The organism is Halobacillus naozhouensis (assembly GCF_029714185.1).
In the GTDB taxonomy this organism is placed as follows: domain Bacteria; phylum Bacillota; class Bacilli; order Bacillales; family Halobacillaceae; genus Halobacillus_A; species Halobacillus_A naozhouensis.
Window position 1 is genome coordinate 39,554 of sequence record NZ_CP121671.1, and the last position, 14,836, is coordinate 54,389.

At 41.8% G+C, this 14,836-nt stretch carries 15 protein-coding genes and 1 other RNA gene; 12 read left to right on the plus strand and 4 right to left on the minus strand.

The window, feature by feature from the left end; genetic code table 11:
- Positions 1–91 precede the first annotated feature (91 nt).
- The 3 genes from P9989_RS00250 (at position 92) to P9989_RS00260 (ending at position 1,414) form a co-directional block, all read left to right on the plus strand.
- Positions 92–748 carry a M50 family metallopeptidase gene (locus P9989_RS00250; protein ID WP_283076898.1) on the plus strand — a complete coding sequence of 219 codons (657 nt, stop codon included), beginning with the start codon at positions 92–94 and terminating at the stop codon, positions 746–748.
- A gap of 107 nt (positions 749–855) precedes the next feature.
- On the plus strand, positions 856–960 hold the full coding sequence (locus P9989_RS00255) for a YjcZ family sporulation protein (RefSeq protein WP_079529073.1): 105 nt from the start codon (positions 856–858) through the stop codon (positions 958–960).
- A 205-nt stretch (positions 961–1,165) separates the two neighbouring features.
- The gene (locus P9989_RS00260; RefSeq protein ID WP_283076899.1) at positions 1,166–1,414 is read left to right on the plus strand and encodes a hypothetical protein; all 249 of its coding nucleotides are present in this window, start codon (positions 1,166–1,168) and stop codon (positions 1,412–1,414) included.
- Positions 1,415–1,431: 17 nt separating this feature from the next.
- Here the strand turns inward: P9989_RS00260 and P9989_RS00265 are convergent, their stop codons facing one another.
- The gene (locus tag P9989_RS00265) at positions 1,432–1,626 is read right to left on the minus strand and encodes a hypothetical protein (RefSeq protein ID WP_283076900.1); all 195 of its coding nucleotides are present in this window, start codon (positions 1,624–1,626) and stop codon (positions 1,432–1,434) included.
- Between the two features lie 142 nt (positions 1,627–1,768).
- On the opposite strand from P9989_RS00265, the gene aldA reads away from it, so the two are divergent.
- On the plus strand, positions 1,769–3,220 hold the full coding sequence (aldA, locus tag P9989_RS00270; RefSeq protein ID WP_283076901.1) for an aldehyde dehydrogenase: 1,452 nt from the start codon (positions 1,769–1,771) through the stop codon (positions 3,218–3,220).
- 124 nt (positions 3,221–3,344) lie between these two features.
- Here aldA and queF read toward each other — a convergent pair whose 3' ends face one another.
- Positions 3,345–3,842 (minus strand): preQ(1) synthase, encoded by a 498-nt coding sequence (gene queF, locus P9989_RS00275; RefSeq protein WP_283076902.1) that lies wholly within the window; start codon positions 3,840–3,842, stop codon positions 3,345–3,347.
- 610 nt (positions 3,843–4,452) lie between these two features.
- Here queF and acsA point away from each other — a divergent pair.
- From acsA to P9989_RS00295, 4 genes are all read left to right on the plus strand, one after another.
- Positions 4,453–6,162, plus strand: a complete 1,710-nt coding sequence (acsA, locus tag P9989_RS00280; protein WP_283076903.1) for an acetate--CoA ligase — start codon at positions 4,453–4,455, stop codon at positions 6,160–6,162.
- Positions 6,163–6,274: 112 nt separating this feature from the next.
- Positions 6,275–7,609 (plus strand): purine/pyrimidine permease, encoded by a 1,335-nt coding sequence (locus P9989_RS00285; RefSeq protein WP_283076904.1) that lies wholly within the window; start codon positions 6,275–6,277, stop codon positions 7,607–7,609.
- Between the two features lie 17 nt (positions 7,610–7,626).
- Positions 7,627–8,949: a lysine N(6)-hydroxylase/L-ornithine N(5)-oxygenase family protein gene (locus P9989_RS00290; protein WP_346274882.1), complete on the plus strand. Its 1,323-nt coding sequence runs from the start codon at positions 7,627–7,629 to the stop codon at positions 8,947–8,949.
- An 86-nt stretch (positions 8,950–9,035) separates the two neighbouring features.
- Positions 9,036–9,548 carry a type 1 glutamine amidotransferase domain-containing protein gene (locus tag P9989_RS00295; RefSeq protein ID WP_283076905.1) on the plus strand — a complete coding sequence of 171 codons (513 nt, stop codon included), beginning with the start codon at positions 9,036–9,038 and terminating at the stop codon, positions 9,546–9,548.
- Positions 9,549–9,625: 77 nt separating this feature from the next.
- On the opposite strand, the gene P9989_RS21610 is transcribed toward P9989_RS00295, so the two are convergent.
- Positions 9,626–9,883 carry a PH domain-containing protein gene (locus P9989_RS21610; protein ID WP_390305811.1) on the minus strand — a complete coding sequence of 86 codons (258 nt, stop codon included), beginning with the start codon at positions 9,881–9,883 and terminating at the stop codon, positions 9,626–9,628.
- A gap of 62 nt (positions 9,884–9,945) precedes the next feature.
- Here P9989_RS21610 and P9989_RS00300 point away from each other — a divergent pair, with 62 nt between their 5' ends.
- The gene (locus P9989_RS00300) at positions 9,946–10,713 is read left to right on the plus strand and encodes a DUF3891 family protein (RefSeq protein ID WP_283076906.1); all 768 of its coding nucleotides are present in this window, start codon (positions 9,946–9,948) and stop codon (positions 10,711–10,713) included.
- 56 nt (positions 10,714–10,769) lie between these two features.
- Here the strand turns inward: P9989_RS00300 and P9989_RS00305 are convergent, their stop codons facing one another.
- Positions 10,770–12,059: a glycoside hydrolase family 18 protein gene (locus tag P9989_RS00305; RefSeq protein ID WP_283076907.1), complete on the minus strand. Its 1,290-nt coding sequence runs from the start codon at positions 12,057–12,059 to the stop codon at positions 10,770–10,772.
- 106 nt (positions 12,060–12,165) lie between these two features.
- On the opposite strand from P9989_RS00305, the gene tadA reads away from it, so the two are divergent.
- From tadA to dnaX, 3 genes are all read left to right on the plus strand, one after another.
- Positions 12,166–12,627 carry a tRNA adenosine(34) deaminase TadA gene (tadA, locus tag P9989_RS00310; protein ID WP_428841948.1) on the plus strand — a complete coding sequence of 154 codons (462 nt, stop codon included), beginning with the start codon at positions 12,166–12,168 and terminating at the stop codon, positions 12,625–12,627.
- A gap of 50 nt (positions 12,628–12,677) precedes the next feature.
- Positions 12,678–12,943: signal recognition particle sRNA large type (ffs, locus tag P9989_RS00315), an RNA gene on the plus strand.
- 167 nt (positions 12,944–13,110) lie between these two features.
- Positions 13,111–14,817, plus strand: a complete 1,707-nt coding sequence (dnaX, locus tag P9989_RS00320) for a DNA polymerase III subunit gamma/tau (protein ID WP_283076909.1) — start codon at positions 13,111–13,113, stop codon at positions 14,815–14,817.
- Positions 14,818–14,836 lie beyond the last annotated feature (19 nt).

The following is a 14,836-nucleotide window of genomic DNA, read 5'->3' on the forward strand; positions in this document are numbered from 1 at the left end:
TGATTACTTAAGATTATACGCAGGGATGAATTTTAAGTAAAATAAATCATAACAATGAATACATTTCTGGGGATAATAGAAAGGGGCAGCTATGAAACTTCAAATTCTTATTAGTTTAATTTTGGCTCTGTTGCTAACTCAATCACCGGTAATTGGAAAGTATTTTGCTATGATCAATACCATGATACATGAAAGTGGTCACTCTCTAATGGCCCTATTCACAGGTGGAGAGGTAAGGAATATATCATTGTTTCCTAATACCTCCGGGGTAACCATGACAGGCCATACATCATGGTTCAGCCACGTTTTAACTAGTTTATCAGGTTATTTGTTTTCCTCACTAGCCGGTTTATTATTCTTCCATTTAATCGTTAAAGGTCATTATCGTGTCATGATATTCATCTTAATTGGTTTTTTAGCTATCAATCTCCTTTTCTGGGTCAGGAATATCTATGGTGTTTTTTGGCTTGTTACATTTGGTGCAGGGTTTATTTATTTACTCAAGACCGGTCCTCAATCTATTGTTCAATACGTCCTTATCTTTGTGGCCTGTCTCGTTGTAGTGGAAGCTGTTATGAGTGCTTTTTGGGTGATGAGGATTAGTTTTGTTGCCCCGAGTCAAGCGGGGGATGCCTGGAACCTCGCGCAAGCTGTGAAATTTATCCCTGCTCCTGTATGGGGGGTATTCTTTTTCGCTCAATCTTTATATTTGGCCTGGTTATCCTTAAAAAAGGTGTTCCTTACTTAATACAGTGTGCTCCTAAATAACAAAAAAGGCAGAACTCCGCATTAGCCCTTACCTCTCAAGCATTATGGCATAAGGTAATAAAGTAAGTGATGAGAGGGGGGAATGACATGAGCGGAGGATACGGTGGCGGATTTGCGCTATTAGTTGTGTTGTTTATTCTTTTGATTATTATCGGTGCCTCTTATGGCGGTTACGGATACGGTGGTTATTAATTTAACCTAAGGCGGGGTCTCCCCCCGCTTTTTTGCTGTATTAAGGAATTGGGGATTTTATGTATTTGTGGGTAAACTTATAATGAGACGAATTCCTATGGAATGTGATGTTTATAGTCAGGATTTCTTAATTTTGGTTTTAACTATATGAAAAAGGGTATAGGAAAAACAGATTAATTTAAGTAGTCTTTTGGAGGAATTTTTAATGGATTTAAAGGAACATTTAATTAGCCATGGCTATGACCAAATTGATATCCTGCTAATTGATGAAGAGCAAAACCAGTCCACAGTCGCAAACCTTTCTCTTCACAAAATCACGGACTTAGAGTACAAGTTATACTTAGAACCTGAATCACTTAAGTACGAGCTTAATAATGATCATCCACACTTTATTGCTGAACAAAAAGATAATGGGAAAGCGAAGCAAGTGAAGGGATACATTCTCGAATGGTAAACATAAAGAAAAAGGAGTTATGGGCTCCTCTTTCTTTTTTTTATACGGTCTTTGCGATCAGCAATCCCTCCAATAATGAGAAGGATACCTGAAGCCAAGATGACAACAGGGACCATAGGATCCGCTATTGTGGAAAATAATACGAAAGCAATGATTATACAGGCTAATCCAATACTTCCGAGTATAATTAACATTTGGTTTTCTTTTTTCATAATGGCGATCGTTCCTTTCCTTAATCTTACTTGTCCCTCAGTATAACGAATTTTTATGGAAAATGAATGGATCAGTCTTCATGTTTGGAATTTGGATGGGGGAGGAATGAAGAATGTAGAACCTTTTAAAGGAGGTCTTAATATGAAAACGCACAGTTTGTATATAAATGGTGAATATACTGAATCATCGAAAGACGAATGGATAGATATTGTTAATCCTGCTACGGAAGAAGTCATCTCCAGAACCCCAAAAGGCACAGTTGAAGATGTGGATCGGGCGGTTCATGCTGCATCTCAGGCCCAAAAGAAATGGGAGATGACTCCTAATATAGAACGAGGGAAAATCGTTCGTCAGCTTGGTAATAAAATAGAAGAGAATAAGGATACATTTATCGATTTGCTTCAAGAAGAACAAGGTAAGGATTATGAGTTGGCAACAGGTGAAGTAGAGCTTGCCATCGATTACTTTAGGTATATGTCTGAATGGGCGCGGCGAATTGAAGGTGAAATTGTACCGAGCGATCGAGCAAATGAAAATATTTATATTTATAAAAAGCCAATTGGCGTTGTAGCTGGAATTGTACCATGGAATTTTCCGGTGTTTATTTTGGCCAGGAAGGTAGCTACAGCCCTTGTTACCGGTTGTACGATTGTATTGAAGCCGAGCCAGCAAACACCAAATACTGCCATGGAGTTTACTAAAATTATAGATTCCATGGAAGACATTCCAAAAGGTGTTTACAATCTAATTACAGGGACAGGCTCTGAGATCGGGAATGCCCTGGCTAAACACGAAGGTGTTCAAATGATTACGATGACTGGAAGTGTACCAGCTGGAACGAAGGTTATGGAGGCTGCCGCGCAAAACATTACGAAGGTAAATCTCGAGTTAGGCGGTAAGGCTCCAGCCATTGTGACCCAAAACGCCGACTTAGATGTAGCGGCAGAAAGTATTACAACGTCAAGGTTAGCTAATAATGGACAAGCCTGTACCAATGCTGAGCGTGTCTATGTCCATGAAAGTGTGGCTGCTGAACTAATTGACAAGCTCAAAGCTTCATTTGCTCAAACCTCATTAGGCGATCCGCGATCTGATAAGGGAGCAGATGTAGGACCTCTAGTTAGTGAAGAGCGCTTAGAAGCGGTATCTACGATGGTGAATGATGCAGAAGTCGACGGTGCAAAAGTCGTTATTGGCGGTGAGCGTGCGGACGTGGAACAGGGTTATTTCTATAAACCGACCATTTTAACCGGTGTCGATCATGACTCCACCGTTATGCAAGAAGAGATATTTGGTCCTGTTATCCCTATAACGACGTTTAGTACTTTAGATGAAGCGATAGAAAAAGGAAATGATACAGAGTTTGGCTTGTCCTCTTCCGTTTATACAGAGGATCTGAATGAAGCGATGAGAGTCGTCAATGAACTGAAGTTTGGAGAGACGTATGTGAATCGTGAAAACTTTGAGGCCGTGCAAGGTTATCATGCTGGGATGCGGAAATCCGGTCTTGGCGGGGCAGATGGCAAGCATGGTATGGAAGATTTTCTTGTCACACAAGTAGTTTATATGCAATATAAACAAAAGAAACAGTAAATAAAAGGCTCCCCGCTGAAAGGGAGCCTTTCCTTTTTAACCTATTGGCATCAAATCAACGGACTTAGTAATAGGTAGCAGCCGGAAATCCGCTCGGCCCATTGCCGTTTCCTGTTTACGTGGCTTATCTGTTATCGATTTTTTCAGGGTAAAGGTCATGATTCATTAAACGGTGGGCAGCTATTTGCTCAAATTTCGTTCCAGGCTTCCCGTAATTACAGAACGGATCGATGGAAATACCGCCACGTGGAGTAAATTTGCCCCATACCTCAATGTATCGCGGGGCCATAAGTTCAATTAAATCGTTCATAATCGTGTTCACGCTGTCTTCGTGAAAATCACCGTGATTTCTAAAGCTGAATAAGTAGAGTTTCAGAGACTTACTTTCTACCATTTTAATGTCAGGAATATAACTGATATAAATCGTGGCAAAATCCGGCTGCCCCGTTTTGGGACAGAGCGTTGTAAACTCTGGACAATTAAATTTTACAAAATAATCACGATTAGGGTGCTGATTATCGAATGTTTCTAATACACTTTTATTGTATTCAAAGGAGTAAGATGTTCCTTGATTACCGAGTAGAGATAACTCAGTTAAATCGTTGTCATTGCGTCCAGTCACTTTAAAATCCTCCTAACACTCTTGGTTTGATTTAAATTAAGGGCTCTTTTCGTAAATTTTATTGCTCTTTAATCCTCGCAGTTGATAAAACTTTCGTCCCAACAGCAAGGTTGATATCCACTTCGGGCAGTCGCTTTCCGCGGCCCCACAGTGAGCGTTTTTTTGCGAGCGAGGAGGCCCAGCTCAAGCCCGCGGAAAGCGTAGTATATTCCGAAGCCGTAAGTTAAGATGCAGTTTATAGTTTTGCTTCAAAAACAACAACCTTTTAGAAAACAGCCAAATTTAAAAAAGCCCACCTCTAAGGGTGCGCAGCTAGAATCGCTTCAACCTTAGTTTTTTATAGAGGGTTTTTAGCTAAGAACCTCTTCTAGTCTCAAATGCTTTCTCATTATATATAGGGGAGGGGTGATTGTCAACGCAGGGTGGTCTGCTATCCATTCTGTAACTATTTAGACGTTTCACTTTAAAAATCCATTCATTTCATCTAAAATAGTAAATAATTAACGAAATATTTAGATAATGTATAGGCTCTGTTCCATTTATAAAGCAGAGCTTTATTAAAAAAGAATTAGGAAATCGGTTACAAAATTCATTCTAATGAGGTGATTTTATGGACATGAAAACCATTCCAGCAAGATCGGGAAAACATAACTTACAAGATTACCAGCAGACGTACAAAAATTTTAATTGGGATGAAGTGAAAGAAAATTTCACATGGAGTAAGACGGGCAAAGTAAACATCGCCTATGAAACGATTGATAAGCACGCAGAGGACCCGGAGAAAAAGAATCAGGCTGCGCTTATTTATACATCTCCTGACCGAGAAGAGAAACTAACCTTTGAGGAACTTAAGAAAAAAAGTAATCAATTTGCAAATGTGTTGAAGAATCATAACATTAAAAAAAGAGATCGAGTATTCCTTTTCATGCATAGGAGTCCGGAGTTTTATGCATCATTCCTTGGGATTCTAAAACTCGGGGCAATTGCCGGTCCATTGTTTGAAGCATTTATGGAGCAGGCGGTTCGCGACCGTTTAGAAGATAGTGAAGCAAAAATGTTAATTACTACCCCTGAGTTATTGGATCGTGTCCCTGTTGATAAGCTTCCTCATCTTGAAAAGATCATTCTTGTAGGGGGAGATGAGTCAGGTTCACATATTAGTTTTGAGAAAGAGATGAAGTTCGCTTCCGAAGATTTTGAGATTGAATGGGTGGATTTAGAAGATGGAATGCTGCTTCATTATACGTCTGGGTCAACAGGAAAACCTAAAGGTGTGTATCACGTTCATAATGCAATGTTGCAACATTATCAGACAGGGAAATGGGTCCTTGATCTGAAAGAAGACGATGTTTATTGGTGTACAGCTGACCCTGGATGGGTAACAGGTACGAGTTATGGAATCTTTGCACCGTGGCTGAATGGGGTTACAAACGTTATCCGCGGAGGCAGGTTTAGCCCGGATGATTGGTATGGCACCATTGCTGAGCAGAAGGTTTCCGTTTGGTATTCGGCCCCAACGGCTTTCCGAAAACTGCTGAGTGCTGGAGCAGATGTAGCTAAAAAGCACGACCTTTCTTCTTTACGCCATGTATTAAGTGTGGGAGAACCTTTAAATCCTGAAGTGATCACTTGGGGACTAGAAGCCTTTGACTTACGAATTCACGATACGTGGTGGATGACAGAAACTGGTGCGATGCTGATCTGTAACTATCCAACCATGGAGATGAGGCCCGGTTCTATGGGTAAACCACTTCCAGGTATTGAAGCATCTATCGTTGATAACGATGGGAACGAACTGCCGGCCAATCAGATGGGAAACCTGGCTATTAAACAAGGCTGGCCATCGATGATGCGTGCTATTTGGAACAACCCAGGCAAATACGAAAGTTATTTTGTCAAAGGCTGGTACGTTTCAGGGGATAGTGCCTACAAAGATGGGGATGGATATTTTTGGTTTCAAGGCCGCCTGGATGACGTAATTAATACTTCAGGCGAGAGAGTTGGACCGTTTGAAGTGGAAAGTAAACTAATTGAACATGATGCAGTAGCAGAGGCAGGGGTCATTGGCAAGCCGGATCCTGAGCGTGGCGAGATTATTAAAGCCTTTATTACATTGAGGGAAGGATATGAAAAATCGGATGAATTACTCGAAGATATCCGCCAATTTGTTAAAAAAGGCCTCAGCGCCCATGCTGCACCAAGGGAAATTGAAATCACAGATACTATTCCGAAAACACGAAGTGGTAAAATAATGCGCCGTTTATTAAAATCTTGGGAACTAGGGTTGCCTACCGGAGATACATCCACTTTAGAAGAATAAGAAAGAGAGCGCACAGCTTGAGACTGTGCGCTCTCTTTGTCTATAATGAAATTGTTACACGTGAAACAAATTAGATATGCTGTTTGTGTAAATAAATATAGGTGGTTTGTAGATGACAATAATGAATAATAGTAAAAAGTCATGGTCGAAGGTAACGTTAGAAACGGTTCAGTGGTTTGTTTTTCTATTAGCCAGTGCCGTAACGTTACCTATCGTGATTGGGGCTATTTTTGATTTGAATTTTACAGAAGTTGCGGGTCTGATGCAGCGAACCTTTTTTGCTGTTGGCATTACTTCTGTTTTACAAGGTATATTTGGCCACCGTTTACCAATCATGGAAGGTCCGGCTGGACTCTGGATCAGTATATTCGCTGTTATGGCCTACTCAGAGGTAGCGGCTGGAAAAAGCTACATAGAAACATTACAAACGCTTGAAGCAGCGATGATATGGACAGGGGTTTTCTTGTTTATCTTTGGTATTTTTCGCCTTGCACACCGTGTGCTGTTTGTATTTACTCCGCTCGTGACCGGAGCTTTTTTATTTTTAATAACCGTACAATTAAGCGGGACTTTCCTCAAGGGCATGATAGGAGTCCAGCAGCAAGCTGAAGCTATTCAGGTTGATAAGACTATTTTAGCTTTTTTAACCTTCTTTTTAGTGATCGGGTTGTCCTTTTTCGGCAAAGGCTGGTTGAAGGGCTATGCTGTCCTGATAGGAATTGTGGTCGGCTGGGTGCTGTATGTGGCATGGATTGGAAGTAGACCAGTGGACTCTTTATTGGTTTCAGATGGATTTAATGTGCCTGATTTATGGGTTTGGGGGCATCCTAACTTCGAGTGGAGCGTCATCCCCCTGGCATTTATTACAGCTGTGATCTTATTGTCAAATTTAGTAGCTTCCGTCGTTGCTGTCAGTCATTCAATCTACGGGAAGCCTTCCTATGGATACAGCCAATTGAACAGAGGCAGCAGTTTCCTTGGCATAAACCATGTGATTTCAGCGATGTTTTCTTCCGTTGCAAATGTTTCTTTGGCTTCCTCATCTGGTTTTATTAACTTGACCGGTCAAAAAAGCAAACGGCCCTTTTTATATGCTTCTTTATTACTTGTAGCTGTCGCATTTTTTCCGCCAGTTGTAGCTTTTATTTCCGCCATTCCTGCTCCTATCGCGAACGCAGCTTTACTGGCTACCTTCGTACAATTAATGGGACTTGGGATATCGAATATGGCCAGTGAGGAATTAAATGAGCGCAGGTTAACCATCCTGGGGATCTCGTTTCTGCTAGGAATCGGAATCATGTTCCTTCCTGCTGAAGTTTTTCAAGGAATGCCTTCAATTGCCCAGAATTTGCTAAGTAATGGACTGTTGGTCGGTACTGTCCTTGTAATTCTGTTAGAACAACTTTGGAAGGAAGTGCCTGGAGCCTCAAAGTCAAATAATGTGTAAAAAATAAGGAAGTGGTTATGATGACTAAGCAAATGTACGATGTGATTGGTATTGGTATCGGACCTTATAATTTAGGGTTGGCAGCTTTGCTTGAAAAAACAGAACTAAGCGGTGCTTTTTTTGAAAAATCGCCTTCATTTGCCTGGCACCCCGGGATGTTAATTGAAAAAATGGATCTTCAAGTACCTTTTTTAGCGGACTTAGCTACTTTTGCTGACCCAAAAAGTCCGTACACGTTCATGAACTACTTATATGAACAAGATCGGATGTTTCCTTTCTTTTTTCATAATCAGACGAAAGTGCCGCGGCAGGAATACAATCATTATTTGCAATGGGCAGCTAATCAATTAGACGATTTGTATTTTGGCCATTCCATTGTTGATGTGATTGATTGGAACGAGGCTGACAATCCTCACTACGAAGTCATAGCACTGGAGGCGGAAACTGGAAAACATCATCACTTCCTGGCGAAACATGTTGTAATGGGCACAGGTAGCGAACCACTGATCATAGATGGGATGAAAGGTCTTCCTGATGGTGACGTATTACATACAAGCCGATATTTATATGAAAAAGAAAATTTATTGAAAGCGGCTCATGTTACAGTGGTTGGCTCGGGTCAAAGTGCTATAGAGGTCTTTCTTGACTTGTTGGAAGAACAAAGGCACAACGACATGAAACTTAGCCTTCTTACTAGAACAGGAGGGCTGTTTCAACTGGATCAGGCGAAGTTTGCTCAGGAATTCTTCACCCCTGCTTATGTTGATTACTTTCATTCTTTAAGTTATGAACAACGAATAGAGAATCTTGACACTCTTGGACCCCTAAGAAAGGGAATTGACCCTGACACGTTGACCCGGCTTTACTCCGATCTTTACCATAAAACTGCTGGCGGGGAAAAAGATTATGTGTTAATCAATCCAATGACAGAGGTGAAGTCAATTTCTCCATCTGATAAGGGCGGCTATGATTTGCAGTGCCGGCAGTGGCAGGAGGAAATAGATTATCGTTTTCATACGGAAAAAGTAATCTTGGCGACTGGTTATAAACCACATATCCCTGACTGGTTTTACAATCGCTTTGAAGAGAAAATTAAATGGGAAGATCAAAAACATTATCGTGTTACCCGAGATTACCGGCTTGAATTTTCAGATCAACGTGGCCATCACTTTTTTACGTTGACTGATTTAACATATTCACACGGGGCAGGGGCTACTAATCTTGGTCTGGCTGTTCATCGTAATGTTGAGATTATTAATACGATTGCAGGCAAGGACATCTATAAAAATCAACGAAATCCCAGCTTTCAGACTTTTTCTATGAAAGAGTTCAAAGAATAATCAGCTCCCTGAAACGTTTAATTAGAAAAAACTAAGGGAACATGACAATCGTAATTAAATTAAAAGCATTAAGGAGTGATTACGATATGAGTAAGATCGCATGTGTTATGACGTCTATGTTTGAAGATGTAGAGTACACGCAGCCTGTTGATGCTTTTGCAAAAGAAGGACATGAAGTGACCACGATTGAATGGGAAGGTGGCAAAGAAGTTACAGGTAAACAGGGCGAGGCAACCGCTACGATTGATAAGTCTATCAATGATGTAAAGCCTACTGACTTTGATGCTCTATTTATTCCTGGCGGCTTTTCTCCTGATCAGCTTCGGGGTGATGAAAAGTTCGTACAATTTGCTAAACACTTTATGGATGAGAAGAAACCTGTATTTGCCATATGTCATGGGCCACAGTTATTGATCACAGCTAAATCATTAGAAGGTCGTACAGCTACAGGCTTCAAATCCATTGCTGTTGACATGGAATATGCTGGAGTTGATTATAAAGATCAAGAAGTCGTTGTTTGTCAGGATCAATTAGTAACAAGTCGTCAGCCTGATGACATTCCTGCTTTTAACCACGAAGCAAGTAAACTGTTAAAGTAATACAATCCATTTAATAATTAGCGGGAGCCACGAAGAGATTTCTTCGTGGCTCCTTCTATGTTTAGTTGAATTAAATCTCAATTTTGGACATGGGGACATATTTCCTTTAGTAATTCCCGGCACGCGGATTCGTTTTTTGGAGTTGAAGCTAAAATTGAATTATAATGAGAATATGAGATTTCAAGTCGTTTAAATGTCCAGGCTGGGCTTGATAAAGGATTATAGGAATAGTGAACCTTTTTAATATCATATAATGGAATATTCTTCTTTATAGGCCCGAATACGATTCGAAAATGACGATCAGTTACTTCATGATAAACGAGTGCCCAGAGCATCGGGATGGCAATAATCGTGACAATAAGTAAACCAAATGTTACTACATAGAGGAGGGAATGATATGATCGTTCAACAACAAGGAAATCAATTCCTTATGATGAAGCAGCACGATCATGCACAGATTTCCGGGGAGTTAGCTTTACAATGGAAGCAGAAATACTTATTGCGATCCAAACTTAGAGAGGAAGCAGACTGGGCAATAGGCCAACATGACCGGGCCTGGATTCCACTGGATGAAAGACCAACGTGGAATGAAGAAAAGCAGCAGCCCTATACATTTATCGATTACCCTTTAGAAGAAAAACTGGCTGCCTATCAACGAGGAATCGAGGAAGTTGCCGTCGAATCAAAGTATGCAGGAATGTTATGCAGCTTACACTATCAATCTTTTTTCTCGAAAGATAGTGAAGATCAGCGCATACATGCATTCATTGATAATGAAGAGAGGCGTCGTGAACAGCTTAGGGAAGCGATGAAAGTGGAGGTACCTAAAGATTTGTATCATACTCATTTTGAAAGACTTCAGTTCTGTGATGACCTATCTCTTTATATCTGCATGCAAGAGCCAGGGGTCTCCAAAGCGAACGAGTTATCTTGGTTTAAGGATGGATTTAGACAGTCGTTTGATATTGCGCCAGATGGCATCATGCCCTATTGGCAAGACAAAGAGCATGTAGTATTGGATCCTTTCCCGTTTGAAACGACTTTCCAGGTGGCAATCCCATACCGAATTGTACAACGGAAGGGAATCGAGGGAGTTGGGTTAAGGAATGCATTTGACCAAGCACAACTATGCGAGCGAACCGTCACATTTGTCCCTTCCCTGTAATTTGAACCGTTACAGACAGCCATAAGGGAATAATGGCTGTCCGGAGCGGTTTCATGCTACTGATTCTTAGCAATTGTAAATTGATTGCTTAATAACAGCCAGTTTTGAGGAAATGAGAGCCCTAACTTCCAATAACTGATTCCTTTTAAATTTAACCGCTTGATCAAATCAAATTTTGCCTGAATGGATCGAGCATCTTCAAACCATACCTCGTGTTGATTACCTTCTGAATCGGTGTACATAAAGAAAGGGGCTTGTGCTTCTTCATCGTAGGAGATGGCCGCGTTATTTTCACGGGCAATTTGGATCGCCTGCTGGGGACTCACTGCCTCGGCAATCTCCCCGCCGGGTTCATATGGAAGCGTCCAGTCATAGCCATATAAATTCTGACCGAGCAAAATTTTATCTGCAGGCATAACAGTCAGCGCATAATTAACGACTTCTGTAACGGGTCCGATCGGTGACACGGCTCTAGGCGGGCCTCCGCTGTATCCCCACTCATAGGTCATCAACACGACGAAATCAACAATCTCACCATGGGCTTGATAATCATGCGCTTCGTACCAGGCTCCTTCTTGTTCGGCGCTGGTCTTTGGTGCAAGGGCTGTTGATAAAAGCAGTCCTTCCTCAGAAAAGCGTTGCTTGGCTTTCCGTAGAAACTGATTGTAATTTTCTTTGGTTTCGGGAGGTAAAAATTCAAAATCAAAATGAATATCCTGAAACCCTACCGACTGTGCAGTCTGTACGATATTATCAAGCAGTGTGTTTTGGAGTTGTTCATTCGTTAAAATCGCTCGTCCCAGTTCCTGACTAAATCCATCTTCTGCTAAGTTGGTTACCACCATCATTAAAGAGGCGTTATTGGCTTCAGCGATTGCTTTGAAGTTATCAAGCGGGGGAGCCTGAAGGGAACCGTCCTCTTGTACCTCATAACTAAATGGAGCCAAATAACTTAATAAAGGTGCACGTTGTTCCGCTGAACTACGAAGTACATCTGATACTTCCCCGCCCGTTGGTTCGATATAGGCATTTGTCGTGATTTGTGGAGAAGGCCCCTGGGGTATATAGAGTCTGTACCCAATTGGAAGTATCTGGTTGGGTTGTAATTGGTTTACTTGGATAAGTGTCTCTATAGTTATACCAAATTGATTAGCAATCGAATATAAACTATCACCTGGCTGGACAAAATAAAATTGGCCTTCGCCAGGAATAACGAGAGCCTGGCCCACTACAAGATTCCCTGGTGTTTCTAATTCATTTGCCTCTATAATCGCACTAGGTGTACTTCCATATAATGCTGCAATCGAGTAGACCGAATCACCTTGATTTACGACATGAATTTGCATATATACACTCCTTCCTCGGCTATTATCAATGTATGAGGGTAATGAATCATTTTATTCTTACATTATTATGAAAGGGGGACTACATTTGGTTAAAGACGAACATTATATGCAGTTAGCCATTGAGCAGGCGAAGCGAGCAAGAGCACTAGGCGAGGTTCCAATTGGAGCGGTAATTGTTTATCAGGAGGAGGTCATTGCGTCAGGGTATAACCAACGGGAAACCTCACAGCTTGCCTCTTCCCATGCGGAAATTATTTCGATAGAGAAAGCAAATGAGATAATAGGAAGCTGGCGGTTAGAAAAATGCACGCTGTATGTCACCTTAGAACCTTGCCCGATGTGCGCTGGAGCAATAGTCCAATCCAGAGTTCCGAGAGTCGTATACGGAGCCCCCGACCCTAAGGCAGGCTGCGCGGGGACACTGATGAACTTACTTCAAGAAGATCGCTTTAACCATCAATCTGACGTTATTGGTGGTATTATGGAAGAAGAATGCGGCAAGCTGCTGAAGGATTTTTTTCGAGAGCTTCGTGAAAAAAAGAAACGGAGCAAATCTGGCGAAAATTAACTAGGCTTTTCCATTGCATTTTATAATAAAAGTCGCTATACTTGGAAATACCGTGCTAAGCGGGGAGGTAGCGGTGCCCTGTACTCGCAATCCGCTATAGCGAGGCCGAATTCCCACCCGAGGTAGTTTGATCTCAAGGTCAGACTTATGGGAGTGGTGTTGACACTCAGGTCCTGCGCAACGAGAACCAGTGAACCCTGTCAGATCCGGAAGGAAGCAGCAGTAAGCTGACTCTCTCGTGTGCCGCGGGAGCGCCTGGGTCGAGCCATGAACATGAGTAGCGCTTGGGGTCAGGCTATCGAAGGCGGGTGCACGGTTACATAAGTTTAAGTCCAGAGTCGTTATGAATGATCATAACGGCTCTTTTTCTATAGGGAGAACAGAATGGTTATAAATAGATGTTATGATGTTCGACTCGAAGGTTCACATCAGATCCCTCATTCGGGTATAATAAAGTAGAGACTAAAAAGGGAGAACGGTTGTATGAGCTATCAGGCACTATATCGAGTCTGGCGCCCAAGAAATTTTGAGGATGTCGTTGGACAAACTCATATTACACGCACACTGCAAAATGCAATTGAGCAAGACAAGTTTTCTCATGCGTATCTGTTTTCGGGACCACGAGGAACAGGGAAGACCAGTGCTGCGAAAATTTTTGCAAAGGCCGTAAACTGTGAGCATGCCCCAGTTAAAGAGCCATGTAATGAATGCTCAGCCTGCCTTGGTATCCAGGATGGATCTATTTCGGATGTCATTGAAATTGATGCAGCCTCAAACAATGGTGTTGAGCAAATTCGTGAAATTCGAGACAAGGTCAAATATGCTCCCAGTGCGGTTTCATATAAGGTGTATATTATTGACGAGGTGCATATGCTCTCAATGGGTGCATTTAACGCCCTTTTAAAGACGTTAGAAGAACCCCCTCGACATGTTATTTTTATTCTGGCAACAACGGAACCTCATAAGATTCCTTTGACCATTATTTCTAGATGTCAACGCTTCGACTTTAAACGAATCACCCAGCAGGCAATGGTTGAAAGGATGGAAAAAATCACATCCGCTGAGGGGTTAAGTATTGCACACGAAGCTCTTGAAGTTGTCGCCTTAACGGCTGAAGGCGGCATGCGAGATGCCCTGAGTTTACTGGATCAGGCTATTTCCTACAGTGAGGAAGAAGTTACAATAGATGATGTCCTGGCTGTAACAGGGTCGGTATCACAAGCGACATTGGCAGAGGTAATTCAGGCACTTGATAAGAAGGAAATAAGAGAAGCACTGGAAACTGTCGATCACTTGATTCAGCAAGGAAAAGACCCCGGCCGGTTTGTTTTTGATTTGATATACTACTTGCGGGACATTCTTTTATTCCAAAGTGCTCCTGATTTACAGCATAACCTGGAGCGTGCCATTCCTGATGACTTTTTCCGGCAGCTATCCGAAGAATTGAACGCGGTTTGGATTCAACGTACGATTCGCGAGTTAAACAAATGCCAGCAGGAAATGAAATGGACGACGAGTCCAAAAGTGTTTATTGAAATTGCTTTGCTTAATATTGCAGGGACACAGGAAGCTGCCCCCAACACTGCTGATTCGACAGCTGTTAAGCAATTGACTCATAAACTTGAACAAATGGAAAAAGAACTGGCCCAGATCAAAGCAAATCCTCCTGCAGCAGCCAGTCAAGGGGGACAGCCCCAAAAGTCACAAAAGCGAGCCCCTGCAAGAACTGGACGAAACGGTTATAATGTACCATATGACCGAATTAGAATGGTACTTAATGAAGCTTCTAAAGAAGAATTGAAGAAAGTGCAAGGGCAATGGGCTGATTTTATGGAAAGATTGAAGCAGACCAACGCACCAGCACACGCAACATTACTTAACAGTAAACCAAGTGCCGCTTCATCAAAGGCCCTGATTCTAGCTTTTCGATATGATATTCATTGTTCGCTGGCTCTTGAACATCAAAAAACGATTGAACCATTGCTGACAGAATTTACAGGAAAACCGCTGGTGATTATTCCGATTCCTCAAGCGAATTGGAAAGAGCTGCGGGAGGAATACGTTAGAAAACAAAAGAACACCAATGAGGATGAAGACGGGGATGAGTCTGAGGTAAAGGAAGAAGATGACCCGCTTATATCCGAAGCAAGAAAGCTAGCTGGCGATAATATCATTGAAATTCATGACTAAATGGATAGATTTAAAGGAG

Excerpts from the sequence above, each read along its gene's own strand:
- P9989_RS00290 (WP_346274882.1), top strand. The coding sequence starts at position 7,627 with ATGATGACTAAGCAAATGTACGATGTGATTGGTATTGGTATCGGACCT.
- P9989_RS00305 (WP_283076907.1), bottom strand. The coding sequence starts at position 12,059 with ATGCAAATTCATGTCGTAAATCAAGGTGATTCGGTCTACTCGATTGCA.
- P9989_RS00295 (WP_283076905.1), top strand. The coding sequence starts at position 9,036 with ATGAGTAAGATCGCATGTGTTATGACGTCTATGTTTGAAGATGTAGAG.
- P9989_RS00285 (WP_283076904.1), top strand. The coding sequence starts at position 6,275 with ATGACAATAATGAATAATAGTAAAAAGTCATGGTCGAAGGTAACGTTA.
- tadA (WP_428841948.1), top strand. The coding sequence starts at position 12,166 with ATGCAGTTAGCCATTGAGCAGGCGAAGCGAGCAAGAGCACTAGGCGAG.
- P9989_RS00255 (WP_079529073.1), top strand. The coding sequence starts at position 856 with ATGAGCGGAGGATACGGTGGCGGATTTGCGCTATTAGTTGTGTTGTTT.
- P9989_RS21610 (WP_390305811.1), bottom strand. The coding sequence starts at position 9,883 with ATGCTCTGGGCACTCGTTTATCATGAAGTAACTGATCGTCATTTTCGA.
- P9989_RS00265 (WP_283076900.1), bottom strand. The coding sequence starts at position 1,626 with ATGAAAAAAGAAAACCAAATGTTAATTATACTCGGAAGTATTGGATTA.
- P9989_RS00300 (WP_283076906.1), top strand. The coding sequence starts at position 9,946 with ATGATCGTTCAACAACAAGGAAATCAATTCCTTATGATGAAGCAGCAC.
- P9989_RS00250 (WP_283076898.1), top strand. The coding sequence starts at position 92 with ATGAAACTTCAAATTCTTATTAGTTTAATTTTGGCTCTGTTGCTAACT.
- acsA (WP_283076903.1), top strand. The coding sequence starts at position 4,453 with ATGGACATGAAAACCATTCCAGCAAGATCGGGAAAACATAACTTACAA.
- dnaX (WP_283076909.1), top strand. The coding sequence starts at position 13,111 with ATGAGCTATCAGGCACTATATCGAGTCTGGCGCCCAAGAAATTTTGAG.
- P9989_RS00260 (WP_283076899.1), top strand. The coding sequence starts at position 1,166 with ATGGATTTAAAGGAACATTTAATTAGCCATGGCTATGACCAAATTGAT.
- aldA (WP_283076901.1), top strand. The coding sequence starts at position 1,769 with ATGAAAACGCACAGTTTGTATATAAATGGTGAATATACTGAATCATCG.